Origin of the sequence: Aureimonas sp. Leaf324, assembly GCF_001423245.1 — a bacterium.
In the GTDB taxonomy this organism is placed as follows: Bacteria; Pseudomonadota; Alphaproteobacteria; order Rhizobiales; family Rhizobiaceae; genus Aureimonas.
This window is the reverse complement of sequence record NZ_LMOH01000001.1, coordinates 261156-276914: the sequence shown is the minus strand read 5'-3', so window position 1 is coordinate 276914 and position 15759 is coordinate 261156. Positions and strand designations below refer to the sequence as shown.

Genomic DNA, 15759 nt, shown 5'->3' with positions numbered 1-15759 from the left:
AGCTCGGGACTTCAACCAGCGCTTCCCAGATCCAACGTTCGAGCCATCGGCAAAACCATGAATATCGTCCGCTCCTACAACACCTGGCGCCGCTACCGCGAGACCTGCGCCGAGCTCAACCGGCTGTCGAGCCGCGAGCTCTCGGACCTCGGCATCGCCCGCTCCGATATCCGCACCCTCGCGCGTCAGGCCACGCGCTGATCCGAACGATCCCTTTCGCGACGGCCCATCCTCCTCCCAAAGGGCCCGAGCGGATCCAAGCCTGCGATCTTCTCCTCCCATTCGCAGGCTTCATCCCGACACCCGCCGGTCCTCCCCCGGCGGGTGTCGTCGTTTCGAGGGGTGTTTCGCGACGGTGCCGCCAATGATATCAAGCGGCATGTCACACGATCCCATTCACATCGTCGGCGGCGGGCTCGCCGGCTCCGAAGCCGCCTGGCAGTTGGCGAACAGCGGCATCCCCGTGATCCTGCACGAGATGCGCGGCACGCGCGGAACCGACGCCCACAAGACCGACGACCTCGCCGAGCTCGTCTGCTCCAATTCGTTTCGATCCGACGACGCCGAGACGAACGCGGTCGGCGTTCTGCACGCCGAGATGCGCCTCGCCGGCTCTCTCATCATGCGCTGCGCCGATGCCAACCAGGTGCCGGCGGGCGGCGCGCTGGCGGTCGATCGCGATGGCTTCGCGCAGGCGGTGACGGCCACGCTGGCTGCTCACCCCTTCGTCAGCGTGGTGCGCGAGGAAATCGCCGCCCTGCCGCCCGCCGACTGGGGGCACACGATCATCGCCACCGGCCCCCTCACCGCCGAGCGGCTCGCCGAGGCTATCCGCGCCGAGACGGGGGCGGACGCCCTCGCCTTCTTCGATGCCATCGCGCCGATCGTCCATTTCGACTCGATCGACATGAACACGGCCTGGTTCCAGTCCCGCTACGACAAGGTCGGCCCGGGCGGCACGGGCAAAGACTACATCAACTGCCCGATGGACCGCGAGCAGTATGAAGCCTTCGTCGCTGCCCTCGTGGCCGGCGACAAGACGGAGTTCCGCGAGTGGGAGGGCACGCCCTACTTCGACGGCTGCCTGCCGATCGAGGTGATGGCCGAGCGCGGTTCCGAGACCCTGCGTCACGGGCCGATGAAGCCGATGGGCCTGACGAACGCCCACAATCCGACCGTGAAGGCCTACGCCGTCGTGCAGTTGCGGCAGGATAATGCGCTCGGCACGCTCTACAACATGGTCGGTTTCCAGACGAAGCTGAAATACGCCGATCAGGTCCGTGTCTTCCGCACGATCCCCGGCTTGGAGAACGCCGAGTTCGCCCGTCTCGGCGGCCTCCACCGCAACACCTACCTGAATTCCCCGACGCTGCTCGACCGTACGCTGCAGCTCAGGAGCCGTCCGGGACTGCGCTTCGCCGGGCAGATCACCGGCTGCGAAGGTTATGTCGAGTCCGCGTCCGTCGGGCTGATGGCCGGCCGGTTCGCGGCCGCGGAAGCGCGTGGGGAAACGGCGGTCCCGCCGCCCCAGACGACGGCCATGGGTGCCCTCCTCGCCCATATCACCGGGGGCCACCTCGCCACGGAAGAGGAAGGCGGCAAGCGTTCGTTCCAGCCGATGAACGTCAACTTCGGCCTGTTCCCGCCGGTCGATGTGCCCCGCGAAGAGGGCAAGCGCCTGCGCGGCAAGGAGAAGACGATCGCCAAGAAGCGCGCGATGGCACGGCGGGCGCTGGCGGACTTCTCCGGTTGGCTCGCCGCCGAACCCGTCGCGCTGCCCGTCGCGGCGGAATAGCCGCGCCTCGTCAGCGCATGCTCGCCCATTCGCCGTGACGCAGGGCAACGCCGGCCTGCATCCACAGAAGCTCGCCCGTCGCACTCCATCGCAGGTGCGCGACGCGGAGCCGGACGGTCCGGCCATCTGCCGATCGCAGGTCGACCGCGAGCGCGGGAAGGCTTCCGGCGTTCGTAGATGAACGGTCGCCGGGAAGCGCGGCGATCAAGTCGAACCGGTCCGTCAGCCCTCGATAGGTGACGGCCAGCGTCTGCCCTTCGAGATGGAGGGCCGGATCGATCTCGTCGGTTCCGGTGATCGTGCCGAGCAACGGCACGACGCGATCGAACCCGCCGACATCCCAGGCGCCTTCGGTCGAGAAACTCTGGTCGACGCTTCGGGTCGCCTCGGCCTCGCGGGCGGCAACCTCACCCATCAAGCTTCGGATCCGCGCCAATCGCTCCTCGGGCGGCGTATCCGCGAAAGCGTCGAGGCGGCTCGCAAGGCGGTCGCCCTCCTCCACGTCGTCGAGCGCGTCGAGGCGTGAGGTGAGGACGCTTCGCTGCGATCCGTCGAGATCGCGCATTCCCTCTACGCCGCCGCGCAGATGCGCCCCGAAATCGCGCTCGATCAGGCCGGTCTGGCTCCGCCCGACCGTCGCGACGACACCCCAGGGGCCGACCGTCGAGAGCGTCAGCAGCACCGGCAGGACGCCGACGATCAGGCGAATGTCCGATCGCGTCCGAGGCAGCAGTTGCAGCAGCGCCGCGATGGCGGCAGCCAAGCCGTAGGCAGCCGAGAAGTATCGCTCGACGGTCCACCCTTCGTTGGCGACGCGTAAACCCAGGGCGTAGGCGAAGAGCGCGAGCGGCACGACCATAAGCACGGCCCACGCCCGCGCGAAGACCCGCGCGGCCGGGGCGAGATCGTGGAGATAGGGCTCCAGCCCGACACGCAGCGACAGGACGAAGGCCGAATACAGGAGGACGATCCAGCCGATTTCGTTCTTCGGAACGTCGCCTGTCAGCAGAATCTTCGCGGCGTAGACGTAGATGACGGCGCTCGCGACGAGCACGAGCGGCGCGGTCACCCATTCGAAGAGCGGCCGCACGGCGCGCTCCAGTCGCTCCCCGGTTCGATCGCGCACCGCGACCGCGTCCGGTTGCGGCACTCGGCCCAGCGCGAAGAGAGGGCCGACCAGGGTGAGGCCGGTCGTGAAGAGATGCGCATAGGCACGGCTGGTCAGCCCGACGCCGAACAGGGTCCGAACCATCTCGAAGATGGCGGTGAAACCGAGGAGGAAGATGAGGACCGAGAACCAGCCAAGCGTCAGCCCGAGCGCCGTCCACAGCGCGAACTCCCAGAAGTCGCGCGAACTGCCGCGCCCGATGAACGGCGCCAAGGGCACGGCGGTCAGGATCGCGAGCGTCAGCGCAGGGCCGTGAAGCAGGAACGGGTGTGCGTAGGCGACGATCGTGCCGACGATCGCAAGCCCGCCGAAGCCCGCGACACGAGCCGCCAAACCGGACACACCCCGGCTTTCCGCCCACAGAGTGAGCGCCACCGACGCCGAGGCGCCCGCGACCAGACCAAGAAGCCAGCGGCTCACCGTGTCGGCGGCTTCGAGATCGGTCGCGACCACCCAATTGGCGATCGCCGAGATGGCCAGGATCGCGAGCGCGGCTGCGGGGAAGCGGAACGTGGCTTCGCCGGATCGGACCACGAGCGATCTCAGGAGGCCGGCGAGGCGGGACGCGTTGAAACGCATGGGGGAACTTTTCTTCGGTCTCAGGCAGCGCCTAGCGGCGCATCGTTCGCCAGTAGAACCAGAGCCGGCGAAGAGGTTCCGTCGGCGACCGAGACTTTTGTCCGATACCGCGCGCGGCGAACAGGACGGGGAGTAGCGCCGGACGGACCGAGGCGCCGAGACGATCGATCTGCGCCTCGGCCCTCGCCAGATGATCGCGCCCGAAGGCGACCATCGCCTCGCGAGCGGGTTCGGCGGCCGGACCGCCGGCAAGCCAGGCGGACGCGTCGAGGCCGGTGGCGCCCAGAATGTCGGACGGGACGAAAATCTGATGGCGGGCGCGGTGACGCTCCGCGTCACGCAGGACGAGGGCCGCACAGGCGGCGACGCCCGCATGACCCGCCGCCTCGGCTGCGACCGGTGCCGCCGACCGATCGAGGATCATCGCCGCCAGCATGGCGATGGCCGACTGGGTCTCGCCGGCATAGGCCTCGAATTCCTGCCGGTCTCCCATGGGATCGGAGTAGAGATCGAAGATGCGGGCGTCGAGGTAGCGTTCGAAGGCATCAACCGGCAGGTCGTAGCGGCGCACCGTCTCGACCAGCGCGGTGGCCACGGGCGAGCCCTGCCCCGCCGCCTCGGCCTCGGCTTCCTTGGAGGTCAGCCGATCGCGCCACCACTGCAGCCGGATCTCGCCCGGCATCGGCTGGCTGACGTGATCGCGGATGCGCGCGGTCTCGATCGCGAACGCATACAGCGCCCAAAGGCCGTCCCGCCGATCCTCCGGGGCGAAGCCGACGGAAACGGCTCGATCGGCGTCGCCGTCCTGCACGATCCGCGCGCACTCGGCGTAGGCACTTTCCTGCGCCCCGTCCCCCGTCATTCGACGGCCACGAGTGCGGCGGCGACGGGGCGTCCTTCGAGGAGCATGATGTTGTAGGTGCGGACCGCCGCGCCCGTCGACATCGGATCGCAGGAGATGCCGCGATCGCGAAGCCGCGTCAGAAGCGCTACCGGCGGACGCCGGATGTCCCGGCCCGTCCCGAACAGAAGGAAGCGGATATCGTCCGCCTCTTCCAGCACCTTCATCAGACGGTCGCCTGTGAACGGCTGCTCCTCGGTCGCCGTCCAGCCGTAGATGCCGGACGGCAGGCACAGGATCGAGCCCCTGTGCGACATGTCGGCGAAGCGGAACCCACCGTTGCCGTAGGCATCGATGGGTGCGCGGCGCGGGTAGTGCGCGTCGCGGATTTCGCCGCTCACCTCACGCCTGCCCGGCGCGCGGCGTGTTGCCGATACGGGCCTTCTTCTCGGCCTCCAGCGCGTCCTTCGGGTCGCCGCCACGGATCGTCTCCGGCCGGAGCTTGAAGTAGATGAGGACCGGGGCCGCGATGAAGATCGACGAGTAAACGCCAACGAGAACGCCCGCCAGCATCGGCGCTACGAAGACGCGGATGACGTCGCCGCCGAAGCCGTAGAGCGCCACCAGCGCGAGCACCAGCGTGACCGCGGTCAGCATGGTGCGCGACAGCGTTTCGTTCAGCGAGCGGTCGATGATCTCCGAGATCGGCATCTTCTTGTACTTGCGCAGGTTCTCTCGGATGCGGTCGAACACGACGACCGTGTCGTTCAGCGAGTAGCCGACGATCGTCAGCAGCGCGGCGATCGAGGTCAGGTTGAACTCGAGCTGCGAGACCACGAGGAAGCCCATGGTCATCGCGACGTCGTGCGCCGTGGCGAGCAGTGCACCGATCGCGAACTGCCACTCGAAGCGGATCCAGACATAGGCGGCGATCGCCAGCAGCGAGGCTCCGACGCCGAAGATCGCGGCCCAGGCGAGTTCGCCGGACACCGTCGGGCCGACGACCTCGACGCGCTCAAACGTATAGTCGTTCTGCAGCGACGCGCGAACGGCGTTGACGCTCGTCTGCGGCGTCTGGAGGTCCTGCTCCTGTACGGCATAGCGGATCAGCACGTCCTGCGGCGAGCCGAACTCCTGCACCTGGACGTCGCCTTCGATGATCGGCGAAAGATCCTCACGGATCTTCGCGACGTCCGCCTGCGGCGCCTTCGACTTCACCTCGAGCACCGTGCCGCCAGTGAAGTCGATGCCGAAGTTGAGGCCGCCCACGAACAGGCTGCCGATCGAGGCGATCGACAGGCCGATCGTGATCGCGAAGGCCCATTTGCGGATCGCCATGAAGCGGATGTTCGTGCCGTGCGGCACGAAGGACACCCAGCCCTTCGGCACCTCCTTCGGACGACGCTTCTTCACCCAGAACGCCACCATCCAGCGCGTCAGCGTCAGAGCCGTGAAGATCGTCGTGAAGATGCCGAGAGCCAGCGTCACGGCGAAGCCGCGAACCGGTCCGGAGCCGAGGAAGAACAGAATAACGGCCGCGATCAGCGTCGTGACGTTCGCGTCCATGATCGTGCCGAGCGCCTTATGGAAGCCGGCATCGATCGACTGGACGACCGATCGCCCGTTCCGCCGCTCTTCCAGAATGCGCTCATAGATCAGGACGTTCGAGTCCACCGCCATGCCCATGGTGAGCACGATGCCGGCGATGCCGGGCAAGGTCAGCGTCGAGCCCAGCACGGAGAGCAGCGCCACCAAGATGATAACGTTCACCAGGAGCGCGATGTTGGCGATGATGCCGAGGAAGCCGTAGGCGATGAACATGAAGGCGATGACGAAGACACCGCCGATGATGCCCGCGTTCTGGCCGGCGGAGATCGAGTCCGCGCCGAGTCCCGGCCCGACCGTCCGCTCCTCGATGATGTCGAGCGTCGCGGGCAGCGCGCCCGCGCGGAGGAGGACCGACAGGTCGTTCGCGGTCTGAACCGTGAAATTGCCCGAGATCTGCGCTTGGCCGCCGAGGATCGGCTCGCGGATGTTCGGCGCCGAAAGCACCTTGTTGTCGAGGACGATGGCGAAGGGTCGGCCGACGTTCTGCTGCGTCACCTCGCCGAAGCGCTGGGCGCCGCGCGCATCGAAGCGAATGTTCACGACCGGCTGGTTGTTCTGCTGGTCGAAGCCGGCCTGCGCGTCGGTGAGATTGTCGCCCGAGATCATCACCTGCCGCTGGACGAGGACCGGCACGGGCGGCGTGTCGTTCGTCTCCAGAAGCTCGGAGCCCGCGGGGACCGGCTGCTGCCCGGCCTTCACCGCATCCGGCGAATTGTTGACGTCGACAAGGCGGAAGGTCAGCCGCGCGGTCTGGTTCAGGAGCGCCTTGAGGCGCGCCGGATCCTGGAGGCCCGGCACCTGCACCATGATGCGATCGACGCCCTGGCGCTGGATCACCGGCTCGGTCGTGCCGAGCTCGTCGACGCGGCGGCGCACCACCTCGATCGACTGGCCCACGGCGGTCGAGAGTCGGTAATTGATGCCGGCGTCGGTGAGCGTCAGGCGAAAGCTGCCCGGCTCGGTCTCGGTGAGCTCCGTCTCGGTGACGGAGCCGCCGGCGAGGAGGCTCGTGGAGACCGGCGAGGTGATGTTCTGAAGCGCCGTGCGTGCCGCCGCGCCCTGCGAGGGATCGCGCAAGGTGAACACGACGCCGCCGTCGCGCTCGGCAAGGTTCGCAAAGCCGACATTGGCATTGCGCAGCGACAGCTGCACGTCGTCGCGAAGGCTCTGGAGCCGGTCGTTGACCAGCGACGCGCGATCGACCTCGAGAAGGACGTAGGAGCCGCCCTGCAGATCGAGGCCGAGCGTCATCGGCCGATGCGGCAGGAAGCCCGGCAGCGCCTCCCGCTGGGATTGCGTCAGGAGATTCGGCATCGCGAACAGGATGCCGGCGACCACCGCGAGCCAGATGAGGACGGTTTTCCAGCGGGAGAAATGAAGCATGACGTCCTCGAATCATGGCGAGGGGGCGAGTGGCCTGCGCCCTCGCCCGTTGCCGCCCGAAGGCGGATCGACGTGAAGAAGGCCGAGAACCCCCGGCCTTCGGAATGCAACCTCGAAAGAGGTTATTTCGTGTTGGCGGCGACCGGCTCGCCCTTGGTGCGCACGTCCGCGATCATCGACTGGAGGACGCGGATCTTGGTCTGCTCGGAGATTTGAACCTCGAGCTCGCCGTTGTCCATGACCTTGGTCACCTTGGCGATGATGCCGCCGCCGGTCACGACCGTGTCACCCCGGCGGATGTTGCGCAGCATCTCGTCGCGCTTCTTGGCCGCGCCGCGCTGCGGGCGGATGATCAGGAAGTACATGATCGCGAAAACCGCGATGAACGGCAGGATGCTGATGAGGATGCTCTCCGGCCCCCCGGCTGCGGCGGCGGTCTGGGCGAAAGCCGGCGTGACGAACATCAACTACTCCTAGGACAGGACGGAAACGGGCAATCGCGCCCTTCACAAGTCGGCCGCAATATACGAACGGTCGGCCTGATTGCAACACAAGCCGACGCGGCATGAACGAGTGTTTCGCCGCCCCCAGAAGGACATAGCGAGACTGTGACCGCGCTCGAAGACGACCGGACCGCCCTTCTTCGCCGCATCGCCGATGCCCTGGATCGATTGGCCCCTGCCCCCGTGCCGCCCGCCGATCTCACGCGCGCCGACTGTTTCGTCTTCCAGCCGCCGCTAGCGCTGCACTCTGTGCCGAAGGTGAACCGGGTACCCGTCGAGCTGCTTCGCGGGATCGACCGATCGCGCGAGATCCTCCTGGAGAACACCCGCCGCTTCGCGGCCGGCTTGCCGGCCAACAACGCCCTTCTCTGGGGCGCGCGCGGCATGGGCAAGTCGTCGTTGGTCAAGGCCGCGCACGAGTGGTCGAACCGGGAAGCCGCCGCCGGCACCGCCCCCCTCAAGCTGATCGAGATCCACCGCGAGGACATCGACCACCTGCCGGCGCTGATGCAGGTCCTGCGCGCGCAGCCCTTCCAGATCCTCCTCTTCTGCGACGACCTCTCGTTCGACCACGACGACACGTCGTACAAGTCGCTGAAGGCGGCGCTCGACGGCGGCGTCGAGGGACGCCCGGCCAACGTCCTATTCTACGCGACGTCGAACCGGCGGCATCTTCTCCCCCGCACGATGATGGAAAACGAGCAGTCCACCGCGATCAATCCCGCCGAGGCGGTCGAGGAAAAGGTCTCGCTGTCCGACCGGTTCGGCCTCTGGCTCGGCTTCCACAAGTGTTCGCAGGACGACTATCTCGCGATGGTCGCGGGCTACGTTCGCGAGGGCGGGCTCGGCGTCGATGCGGACGCGTGGCGGGCCGAGGCGCTGGAATGGTCGACCACCCGCGGTAACCGGTCGGGCCGCGTCGCCTACCAGTTCGTCCAGGATCTCGCCGGACGACTCGGAAAACGCTTCGATCTCTGAAACGCGAAAAGGTCCCGACGCATCAGCATCGGGACCTCGCTTCGGATCAGGCTGCAGTCGATGCTGTCAGCGCAGATAGGTCATCGGGTTCACCGGCGAGGAGTCCTTGCGCACTTCGAAGTGGACCATCGGCGAGTCCGCTTCGCCGGTCATGCCCGCTTTGGCGATCTCCTGTCCGCGCTTCACGGTCGAGCCGCGCTGCACGAGGATGTCGTCGGCATAGCCGTAGACGGTGACGAGGCCGTTGTCGTGCTTGACGAGAACGGTCTTGCCGAACTCCTTCAGGCCCTCGCCGGCATAGATCACGACGCCGTTCTCGGCCGCCTTGATCGGGGTGCCGCGCGGCACCGAGATGTTCAGGCCGTCGTTGCGGCGCGAGCCGACCTTGTCGCCGAAGTTCTTGACCACGCGGCCCTGCACCGGCCAGCGGAACTGATCGATTCCGGTCGAGGCGGGCGCGAGCGACGCCTCTTCCTTCTCCTCTTCCTGCGCAACCGTGGTGGCGGGGGCCGGTGCGGCGGCGGCGACTGCGGTATCGCTCGCCTTCGGCGCGGCATGCGCCGCCGGCGCCGCAGGAGTGGAAGTCGCAGCCGCCACCGCCGGCTGCGCGGGCTTCGGCGCCTGTGCGGCGGCATGAGCCGGCGCGGCGGCTGCCGGAGCGGCCGGGGTCGCGGCCGCGATCGGGCGGTTGGCGGGAGCGGCGCGCGGCGCCGGGATGGCGGCGGCCTGCGCCTGGAGGGTCGTCGGCGGAGCGCCGAGCGAAGCGACGCGGGTGTTTGCGGCGGCCGGAGCCGCAGCGCCGCCCGGCAGCGTCAGCGTCTGGCCGATGCGAATGTTGTCGCTGCTGAGGCCGTTGGCGGCGCGCAGTTCCGCGACGCTGACGCCCGAGCGGCGAGCGATCCCGAGAAGCGAGTCGCCCGGCTCGACCTTCACGCTCGCGGAGCGGACGCCGGATGCCACTGGTGCGGCGCGGCCCATCGACGACTGCGCGACCTGGGCCTGGCCGATCGGCGCGGACGCCGTGCTCTGGACGGGCGCGGGCGCGGGATAGGAGGAAGGCGCCGTCGGCGCGTTGCCGTAGGACGAGGCCGGCGGAGGCGGCAGCGAGGAACGGCTGACGGCAGGCGTCTCGACGGCGGCGTAGGTCTGCTGCGGCGGCTGGTAGGCGGGCGCGGCCGGCGCGGCGGCAACCTGCGTGCTCGCGATCGGCGCCTTGGGAATCGCCCCCGTGTAGAAGCCGTCCTGAAGCCGCGTCGCATCGGCGCTGCAGCCTGCCGTGATCGAGACAACCGAAACCAGCGCGGCGGAGCGAATCAGCTTCTGCCGAAAAAGCCGCATAACGTGCGTGCGCATCTCAATCCCCATGCCTTCACCAACCTTCGCCTATTCAACCGCGTTAATGTTACCCGCCGGTTAAACGAAGGAGCGAAAGCGAGGTATTCCTTTACAGGAGTGACGCTTTTCCGATTTCCAGCGGCTGGAGACGGACCGGGAAGAGCGGGGTCAACTCGAAGCGGCTCCCCTGCCGATGATGGCGGACCATCTGCTGAACGCCGTCCCCTGCCCCGATGGCAGCAACGAGCATCGCGCCCGACGCCATCTGGTCGACGAAGGCCTTCGGCAGTTCATCGAATGAACCATGCACCACGATCCGGTCGTAGGGCGCGGCCTCGGCATAGCCGGCGCGTCCGTCCTCCTGAAGGAAGGTCACGTTGCTGAGCGAGCAGGCGCGCAGCCGCTCGTTGGCGGCCGACGACAGGGTGCGGTAGCGCTCCAGCGTGACGACGTGGACGCCGAGACGGGCGAGCAGCGCCGTCACGTAGCCGCTGCCGGTGCCGATTTCGAGCACGCGATGCTCGGGCTGCACGCGGAGAGCGGCGGCGATGCGAACCGCCGTCCGCGCGCTCGGCATCGTCTGGCCGCAGGGCAGCGGGAACGTGTGTTCGCCGTAGGGGTCGGCGACGCCGTCGGGCACGAAGAGCCGCCGCGGGATCGCCTCGACCGCCTCCATGAGGCGACCCGCGACGAAATCCTCCGAGCGCACGCGCATGAGGAGCGCCGCGAGCCCTTCCCTGTCGCCCGACATGTCCATCTGCGGTCAGCCGGCCGCGAAGACGGAGCGCATGTCCTCGCGCAGGGCATGGTGTGTCAGGTCGAGCTGAAGCGGCGTAACCGAGATGAACCCGTCGCGCAGCGCGGCGAGATCGGAGCCCTCCATGTCCGGCCCGGACTGGCGGCCGAACTTCAGCCAGTAGTACGGCAGGCCGCGACCATCCTGCCGCTCCTCGATGCCGAGCGCGTAGTCGAGCTTGCCCTGGCGCGTCACCTTGGTGCCGCGAACGGCATCGGCGTCCACCGCGGGGAAGTTCACGTTGAAGAGCGTGCCCTCCGGCGCGGCGATCGTGAGAAGCTTGCGAACGATCTCGGCGCCGTGGCGCTCGGCGGTCGCCCACTGAAGCTCGCGTCCGCCATCTACGCGGAACGTCTGGCTCATCGCGATCGAGCGAAAACCGAGCATCATCCCCTCGATCGCTCCGGCGACGGTGCCCGAATAGCTGACGTCGTCACAGACGTTCTGCCCGGCATTGACGCCGGACAGCACGAGATCGGGCGCCTCGGGCATCAGGTGCTTGGCGGCCATGATCACGCAGTCGGTCGGCGTGCCGGTGACCGCGAAACGGCGCTCGCCCTCGCGGCGCACCCGCAGCGGTGACGACAGGGTCAACGAATGCGACAGTCCGCTCTGGTCGGTTTCCGGTGCGACGGTCCACACGTCGTCGGACAGCTGGCGGGCGATCGCTTCCAGCGTCTTCAGGCCCGGCGCGTGGATGCCGTCGTCGTTCGTCAGAAGAATGCGCATGGTTAGTCCCGCCCGATGATTTCCAGCCCGCCCATATAGGGCCGCAGCGCCTCGGGCACGCGGATTTCGCCGGCTTCCATCTGGTAATTCTCTATCACCGCGATCAGCGCGCGGCCGACGGCCGTGCCCGACCCGTTCAGCGTATGGACGAAGCGCGGCGCCACCTTCTCGCCTGCGGGACGGAAGCGGGCGTTCATGCGCCGCGCCTGGAAATCACCGCAGACGGAGCAGCTGGAGATTTCGCGGAAGGCGTCCTGTCCGGGCAGCCAGACCTCGATGTCGTAAGTCTTCTGGGAGGAGAACCCCATGTCGCCCGTGCAGAGGATGACGGTTCGGAAATGCAGGCCGAGCCGTTCGAGCACCTTCTCGGCCGCCCGCGTCATCCGCTCGTGTTCGTCGAGCGAGGTTTCCGGCGTCGTGATCGACACGAGTTCGGCTTTGTAGAACTGGTGCTGGCGCAGCATGCCGCGCGTGTCGCGCCCGGCCGACCCCGCTTCGGAGCGGAACGAGGGCGTCAGCGCAGTGAAGCGCATCGGCAGCTTCGCCTCGTCGATGATCTGCTCGCGCACGAGATTGGTCAGCGACACCTCGGCCGTCGGGATCATCCAGCGCCCGTCGGTGGTCCGAAACAGGTCTTCGGCAAATTTCGGAAGCTGGCCGGTGCCAAACAGCGCGTCGTCGCGCACCAGAAGCGGCGGCGAGACTTCCTCGTAGCCGAACTCACTGGTGTGGACGTCCAGCATGAACTGACCGAGCGCGCGTTCCAGGCGGGCGAGCTTGCCGCGCAGAACCGTAAAGCGCGACCCGGACATGCGGGCGGCGGCATCGAAGTCCATCTGACCGAGCGCTTCGCCGAGCTCGAAGTGCTCCTTCGGCTTGAAGGCGAAGGCAGGCTTCTGCCCGGAGCGTCGAACCTCGACGTTATCGGCCTCGTCGGCGCCGCGCGGAACGTCGGCCAAGGGCGCGTTCGGAAGCGTGGCGAGGAAGCCGTTCAGCTCCTCGTCGAACTGACGCTCCTGACGCTCGCCATCCTGGATTTTCGCCTTGAGGTCCGCGACCTCGGCCATCACGGCGTCGGCACGCGCGGCATCGCCCGATGCCTTCGCCTTGCCGATCTCCTTGGATGCCTCGTTGCGGCGACTCTGCCAGCCCTGGAGCACCTGCAGATGCTCGCGGCGCGCCTCGTCGAGGCGGCGCACCTCGGGCGAGGCGGCAGCCGCTCCCCGGCGCTCCAACGCCTCGTCGAGAGCTTGCGGGTTATCGCGGATCCATTTGAGGTCGAGCATGTCTCTCCAGTCCGCGCGGGACGGACCGGAGCCGGAGCATCACTCCGTTTGCGCTTCCGCTTCCGCCAGGCGCTCGGCTCGCTTCTTTTCGATCAACCGTGCCGTGATGATCGAGACCTCGTAGAGAATGATCGCCGGGATCGCAAGGCCGATCTGGGACAGCGGATCGGGCGGCGTCAGCACCGCCGCCACGATGAACGCCAGCACGATCGCCCACTTGCGCTTGTCGGCGAGACCATCGGCCGTCACCATGCCGGCGCGCACCAGCAGCGAGCAGACCACCGGCAACTGGAACACCAGACCGAAGGCCACGATCAGCGTCATGATCAGCGACAGATATTCCGAAACGCGCGGCAGAAGCGAGATCGCCGCGTGGCTTCCGTCCCCCGACTGCTGCATCGAGAGGAAGAACCACATCACCATCGGGGTGAAGAAGAAGTAGACGAGAAGCGCGCCAAGCAGGAACAGGAGCGGCGTCGCGACCAGAAACGGAATAAACGCTGCGCGTTCGTCGCGGTAGAGGCCGGGCGCTACGAACTTGTAGACCTGGATCGCAATCACCGGGAAGGCGAGAAAGAAACCGCCGAAGGCCGCGACCTTCACCTGCGTGAAGAAATACTCCTGCGGCGCCGTGTAGATCAGCTCGACCGCAGCCGGATCGAGCCCGGCCCACGAGCTGGCGATCTGGTAGGGCACGACGAGGATGTTGAAGATCTGCTTGGCGAAGAAGAAGCAGATCAGGAACATGCCGAAGAAGCCGGCGATCGCCCAGATCAGGCGACGCCGCAGTTCGATCAGGTGTTCGATCAGCGGAGCGGACGAGGCTTCGATGTCAGCTTCCGAACGCTTCACGTATTCTCTCCGGCGCGCGCGGGCGCTTCGACCTTCGTCACGGATGGCGGCACGCTCTCTGCCACGTTCGTCTCGCCGTCCGCCGATACGGGCGCCAGATCGACGCGCGCCGCAGCCCCGTTCGGGTTGGCTGAGATCGGCGTCATCACGCTAGGCGGCTCGGCCGGCACGGCAGCCTCGCCGGGCTCCGGCACGCGCGGCGCCGGTGCTGCGGTGGCCGCCCGCAGCGAGGAGCGGATCTCGTCGCCGACCGCGCGGATCGGGTTGAGGTTCTTCGAGATGCTCTCGCGCGGGTCGAGCGAGCGGACATCCTGGGCGGTCTTGCGCAGTTCGTCGAACTCGGCCTCCTGCAGCGCCTCGTCGAACTGCTTGCGGAAGTCGCCGGCCATGCGTCGCATCTGCGACGTCACGCGGCCGAAGGTCCGAAGCATCTTGGGAAGATCCTTCGGGCCGACGACCACGATCAGCACGATGGCGATGACGAGGAGTTCAAGTCCACCGATGTCGAACATGGCGGTACCGAATCAGGCGTGGCGGAGCTCGCGCCCCGCCAGCGGCCTCAGATCCGCGACTTCTCGGCGGGCGTCTCGGTCACGAGCGGCTCGCCGTCGCGGTTCTCCAGCGTGCGGCGCTCCTGCACGACGGTCGTATCCTCGTCGGCCATGCCCTTCTTGAAATTCTTGATGCCCTTGGCAACGTCGCCCATCAGCTCGGGAATCTTGCCACGGCCGAAGAGGAGCAGCACCACCGCGAGAACGATGAGCCAGTGCCAGATGCTGAAGCTACCCATACTAGTCTCCTATGAGCGCGGCGCGCCCGAGATCCGGTTCAAGCCGATCCACCCGAGCCTTCAAACACGAAAGCCTCTTGCGGATCAACGGATACGAAGACCTCTTGCACACCATCGGGAAGATCACCCGGCCTGATCCGCGCCCGGATCCTCCGATCGAAGCCGTCGACGGCGAGCGACAGGAGGTCAGACCTGCCGACGAACTGCCGCGAAACGACGCGAGCCTGAACCGAACCCTCGTCCGGCGAGACGCGCACCCCTTCGAGACGCAATCCGACGGTCATCGCTGTGCCATCCGATCGTGGCGAAGCTGCGACGACGCCCAGCGGACACACCACCGTGCCCGCCCGAACCGACGCCGGTAAGACGTTGATTTCCGAAAAGAACGACGCCGCGAACAGATCCGCCGGCTGCCGGTAGAGTTCGCGCCCCGTACCGTACTGGACGAGCCGGCCCGCGCGCAGGAGGGCGATCCGGTCGCCGAGCCGCATGGCCTCCTCGGCGTCGTGGGTGACGATCACGGCCGTCGCCCGCGTCTCGCGCAGGATCGCCACGGTTTCCGACCGCATCTCGTCGCGCAGCCGGCTGTCGAGCCCGGAGAACGGCTCGTCCATCAACAGAACTTGAGGACGCGGCACCAGCGCGCGCGCCATGGCGACGCGCTGCTGCTCGCCGCCGGACAGGTTGTGCGGATAGGTCTTGGCCAGATGCTCCAGCCCGACGCGCCGGAGCGCCGCCGTCGCCGTCTCGCGCTGCACCTCGCGCGGCAGGCTACGGAGACCGTAACGGACGTTGTCGACCAGCGTCATGTGCGGAAACAGCGCGAAGTCCTGAAACATCAGGCCGACGCCGCGTTGCTCGGGCGGCACGAACCGATCGGGACCCGCGACCTCCTGTCCGCCGATGAAGATTTGGCCAGTGGTCTGGCGCTCGATGCCGGATGCGATGCGCAGTAGGCTGGTCTTGCCCGAGCCGGAGGGGCCTAGAAGACAGAGGATCTGCCCGGCCCGAACCTGAATATCGATCTCTGAGAGGATCGCGCGCCCCGCCGCGTGGAACCCGATCGAGCGAAACTCGAGATCGGCAGCGAAGCTGACACCGGTCTTCATTCGACCC

16 protein-coding genes are annotated in these 15759 nt (G+C 67.5%); 3 read left to right on the top strand and 13 right to left on the bottom strand.

Annotated features, from left to right (window positions below; genetic code table 11):
• Positions 1-57: 57 nt before the first annotated feature.
• Together ASF65_RS20670 and trmFO are read left to right on the top strand one after the other, a co-directional pair.
• On the top strand, positions 58-201 hold the full coding sequence (locus ASF65_RS20670) for a DUF1127 domain-containing protein (protein WP_082505095.1): 144 nt from the start codon (positions 58-60) through the stop codon (positions 199-201).
• A gap of 178 nt (positions 202-379) precedes the next feature.
• On the top strand, positions 380-1795 hold the full coding sequence (gene trmFO / locus ASF65_RS01390) for a methylenetetrahydrofolate--tRNA-(uracil(54)-C(5))-methyltransferase (FADH(2)-oxidizing) TrmFO (RefSeq protein ID WP_055884025.1): 1416 nt from the start codon (positions 380-382) through the stop codon (positions 1793-1795).
• Between the two features lie 10 nt (positions 1796-1805).
• Here trmFO and ASF65_RS01385 read toward each other — a convergent pair whose 3' ends face one another.
• The 5 genes from ASF65_RS01385 to yajC form a co-directional block, all read right to left on the bottom strand.
• Positions 1806-3542: a DUF4153 domain-containing protein gene (locus ASF65_RS01385; protein WP_055884022.1), complete on the bottom strand. Its 1737-nt coding sequence runs from the start codon at positions 3540-3542 to the stop codon at positions 1806-1808.
• Positions 3543-3573: 31 nt separating this feature from the next.
• Positions 3574-4404, bottom strand: coding sequence for a phytoene/squalene synthase family protein (locus tag ASF65_RS01380; protein WP_055884019.1), 831 nt, complete (start codon positions 4402-4404; stop codon positions 3574-3576).
• Positions 4401-4784, bottom strand: coding sequence for an Mth938-like domain-containing protein (locus tag ASF65_RS01375; RefSeq protein ID WP_055884016.1), 384 nt, complete (start codon positions 4782-4784; stop codon positions 4401-4403). The genes ASF65_RS01380 and ASF65_RS01375 overlap by 4 nt, the downstream gene beginning before the upstream one ends.
• Before the next feature lies 1 nt (position 4785).
• The gene (gene secD, locus ASF65_RS01370; RefSeq protein ID WP_055884014.1) at positions 4786-7374 is read right to left on the bottom strand and encodes a protein translocase subunit SecD; all 2589 of its coding nucleotides are present in this window, start codon (positions 7372-7374) and stop codon (positions 4786-4788) included.
• A gap of 122 nt (positions 7375-7496) precedes the next feature.
• Complete coding sequence (gene yajC, locus ASF65_RS01365) at positions 7497-7838, bottom strand: preprotein translocase subunit YajC (RefSeq protein ID WP_055884011.1); 342 nt, start codon at positions 7836-7838, stop codon at positions 7497-7499.
• A 144-nt stretch (positions 7839-7982) separates the two neighbouring features.
• Here yajC and ASF65_RS01360 point away from each other — a divergent pair, with 144 nt between their 5' ends.
• Positions 7983-8855, top strand: a complete 873-nt coding sequence (locus ASF65_RS01360) for an ATP-binding protein (protein ID WP_055884008.1) — start codon at positions 7983-7985, stop codon at positions 8853-8855.
• Between the two features lie 66 nt (positions 8856-8921).
• On the opposite strand, the gene ASF65_RS01355 is transcribed toward ASF65_RS01360, so the two are convergent.
• The 8 genes from ASF65_RS01355 to ASF65_RS01320 form a co-directional block, all read right to left on the bottom strand.
• Positions 8922-10208 (bottom strand): M23 family metallopeptidase, encoded by a 1287-nt coding sequence (locus ASF65_RS01355; RefSeq protein WP_244486524.1) that lies wholly within the window; start codon positions 10206-10208, stop codon positions 8922-8924.
• 91 nt (positions 10209-10299) lie between these two features.
• On the bottom strand, positions 10300-10941 hold the full coding sequence (locus ASF65_RS01350; RefSeq protein WP_162239438.1) for a protein-L-isoaspartate(D-aspartate) O-methyltransferase: 642 nt from the start codon (positions 10939-10941) through the stop codon (positions 10300-10302).
• A gap of 12 nt (positions 10942-10953) precedes the next feature.
• On the bottom strand, positions 10954-11715 hold the full coding sequence (gene surE, locus ASF65_RS01345) for a 5'/3'-nucleotidase SurE (RefSeq protein WP_055884001.1): 762 nt from the start codon (positions 11713-11715) through the stop codon (positions 10954-10956).
• 2 nt (positions 11716-11717) lie between these two features.
• Complete coding sequence (gene serS, locus ASF65_RS01340) at positions 11718-13001, bottom strand: serine--tRNA ligase (protein WP_055883998.1); 1284 nt, start codon at positions 12999-13001, stop codon at positions 11718-11720.
• Between the two features lie 39 nt (positions 13002-13040).
• Positions 13041-13853, bottom strand: a complete 813-nt coding sequence (gene tatC / locus ASF65_RS01335; protein WP_055883995.1) for a twin-arginine translocase subunit TatC — start codon at positions 13851-13853, stop codon at positions 13041-13043.
• Positions 13850-14365 carry a Sec-independent protein translocase protein TatB gene (gene tatB / locus ASF65_RS01330; protein ID WP_055883991.1) on the bottom strand — a complete coding sequence of 172 codons (516 nt, stop codon included), beginning with the start codon at positions 14363-14365 and terminating at the stop codon, positions 13850-13852. Before tatB ends, tatC begins: the two co-directional genes overlap by 4 nt.
• Before the next feature lie 47 nt (positions 14366-14412).
• Complete coding sequence (locus ASF65_RS01325) at positions 14413-14643, bottom strand: twin-arginine translocase TatA/TatE family subunit (RefSeq protein ID WP_055883989.1); 231 nt, start codon at positions 14641-14643, stop codon at positions 14413-14415.
• 38 nt (positions 14644-14681) lie between these two features.
• Positions 14682-15752, bottom strand: a complete 1071-nt coding sequence (locus ASF65_RS01320) for an ABC transporter ATP-binding protein (protein WP_055883986.1) — start codon at positions 15750-15752, stop codon at positions 14682-14684.
• Between the last annotated feature and the right edge of the window lie 7 nt (positions 15753-15759).

Bases quoted from the DNA above. Each gene is read 5' to 3' on its own strand.
- ASF65_RS01350 (WP_162239438.1), bottom strand. From the start codon at position 10,941: ATGTCGGGCGACAGGGAAGGGCTCGCGGCGCTCCTCATGCGCGTGCGC.
- yajC (WP_055884011.1), bottom strand. From the start codon at position 7,838: ATGTTCGTCACGCCGGCTTTCGCCCAGACCGCCGCCGCAGCCGGGGGG.
- serS (WP_055883998.1), bottom strand. From the start codon at position 13,001: ATGCTCGACCTCAAATGGATCCGCGATAACCCGCAAGCTCTCGACGAG.
- ASF65_RS01320 (WP_055883986.1), bottom strand. From the start codon at position 15,752: ATGAAGACCGGTGTCAGCTTCGCTGCCGATCTCGAGTTTCGCTCGATC.
- secD (WP_055884014.1), bottom strand. From the start codon at position 7,374: ATGCTTCATTTCTCCCGCTGGAAAACCGTCCTCATCTGGCTCGCGGTG.
- trmFO (WP_055884025.1), top strand. From the start codon at position 380: ATGTCACACGATCCCATTCACATCGTCGGCGGCGGGCTCGCCGGCTCC.
- tatB (WP_055883991.1), bottom strand. From the start codon at position 14,365: ATGTTCGACATCGGTGGACTTGAACTCCTCGTCATCGCCATCGTGCTG.
- ASF65_RS01385 (WP_055884022.1), bottom strand. From the start codon at position 3,542: ATGCGTTTCAACGCGTCCCGCCTCGCCGGCCTCCTGAGATCGCTCGTG.
- surE (WP_055884001.1), bottom strand. From the start codon at position 11,715: ATGCGCATTCTTCTGACGAACGACGACGGCATCCACGCGCCGGGCCTG.
- ASF65_RS01325 (WP_055883989.1), bottom strand. From the start codon at position 14,643: ATGGGTAGCTTCAGCATCTGGCACTGGCTCATCGTTCTCGCGGTGGTG.
- ASF65_RS20670 (WP_082505095.1), top strand. From the start codon at position 58: ATGAATATCGTCCGCTCCTACAACACCTGGCGCCGCTACCGCGAGACC.
- ASF65_RS01380 (WP_055884019.1), bottom strand. From the start codon at position 4,404: ATGACGGGGGACGGGGCGCAGGAAAGTGCCTACGCCGAGTGCGCGCGG.
- ASF65_RS01355 (WP_244486524.1), bottom strand. From the start codon at position 10,208: ATGCGCACGCACGTTATGCGGCTTTTTCGGCAGAAGCTGATTCGCTCC.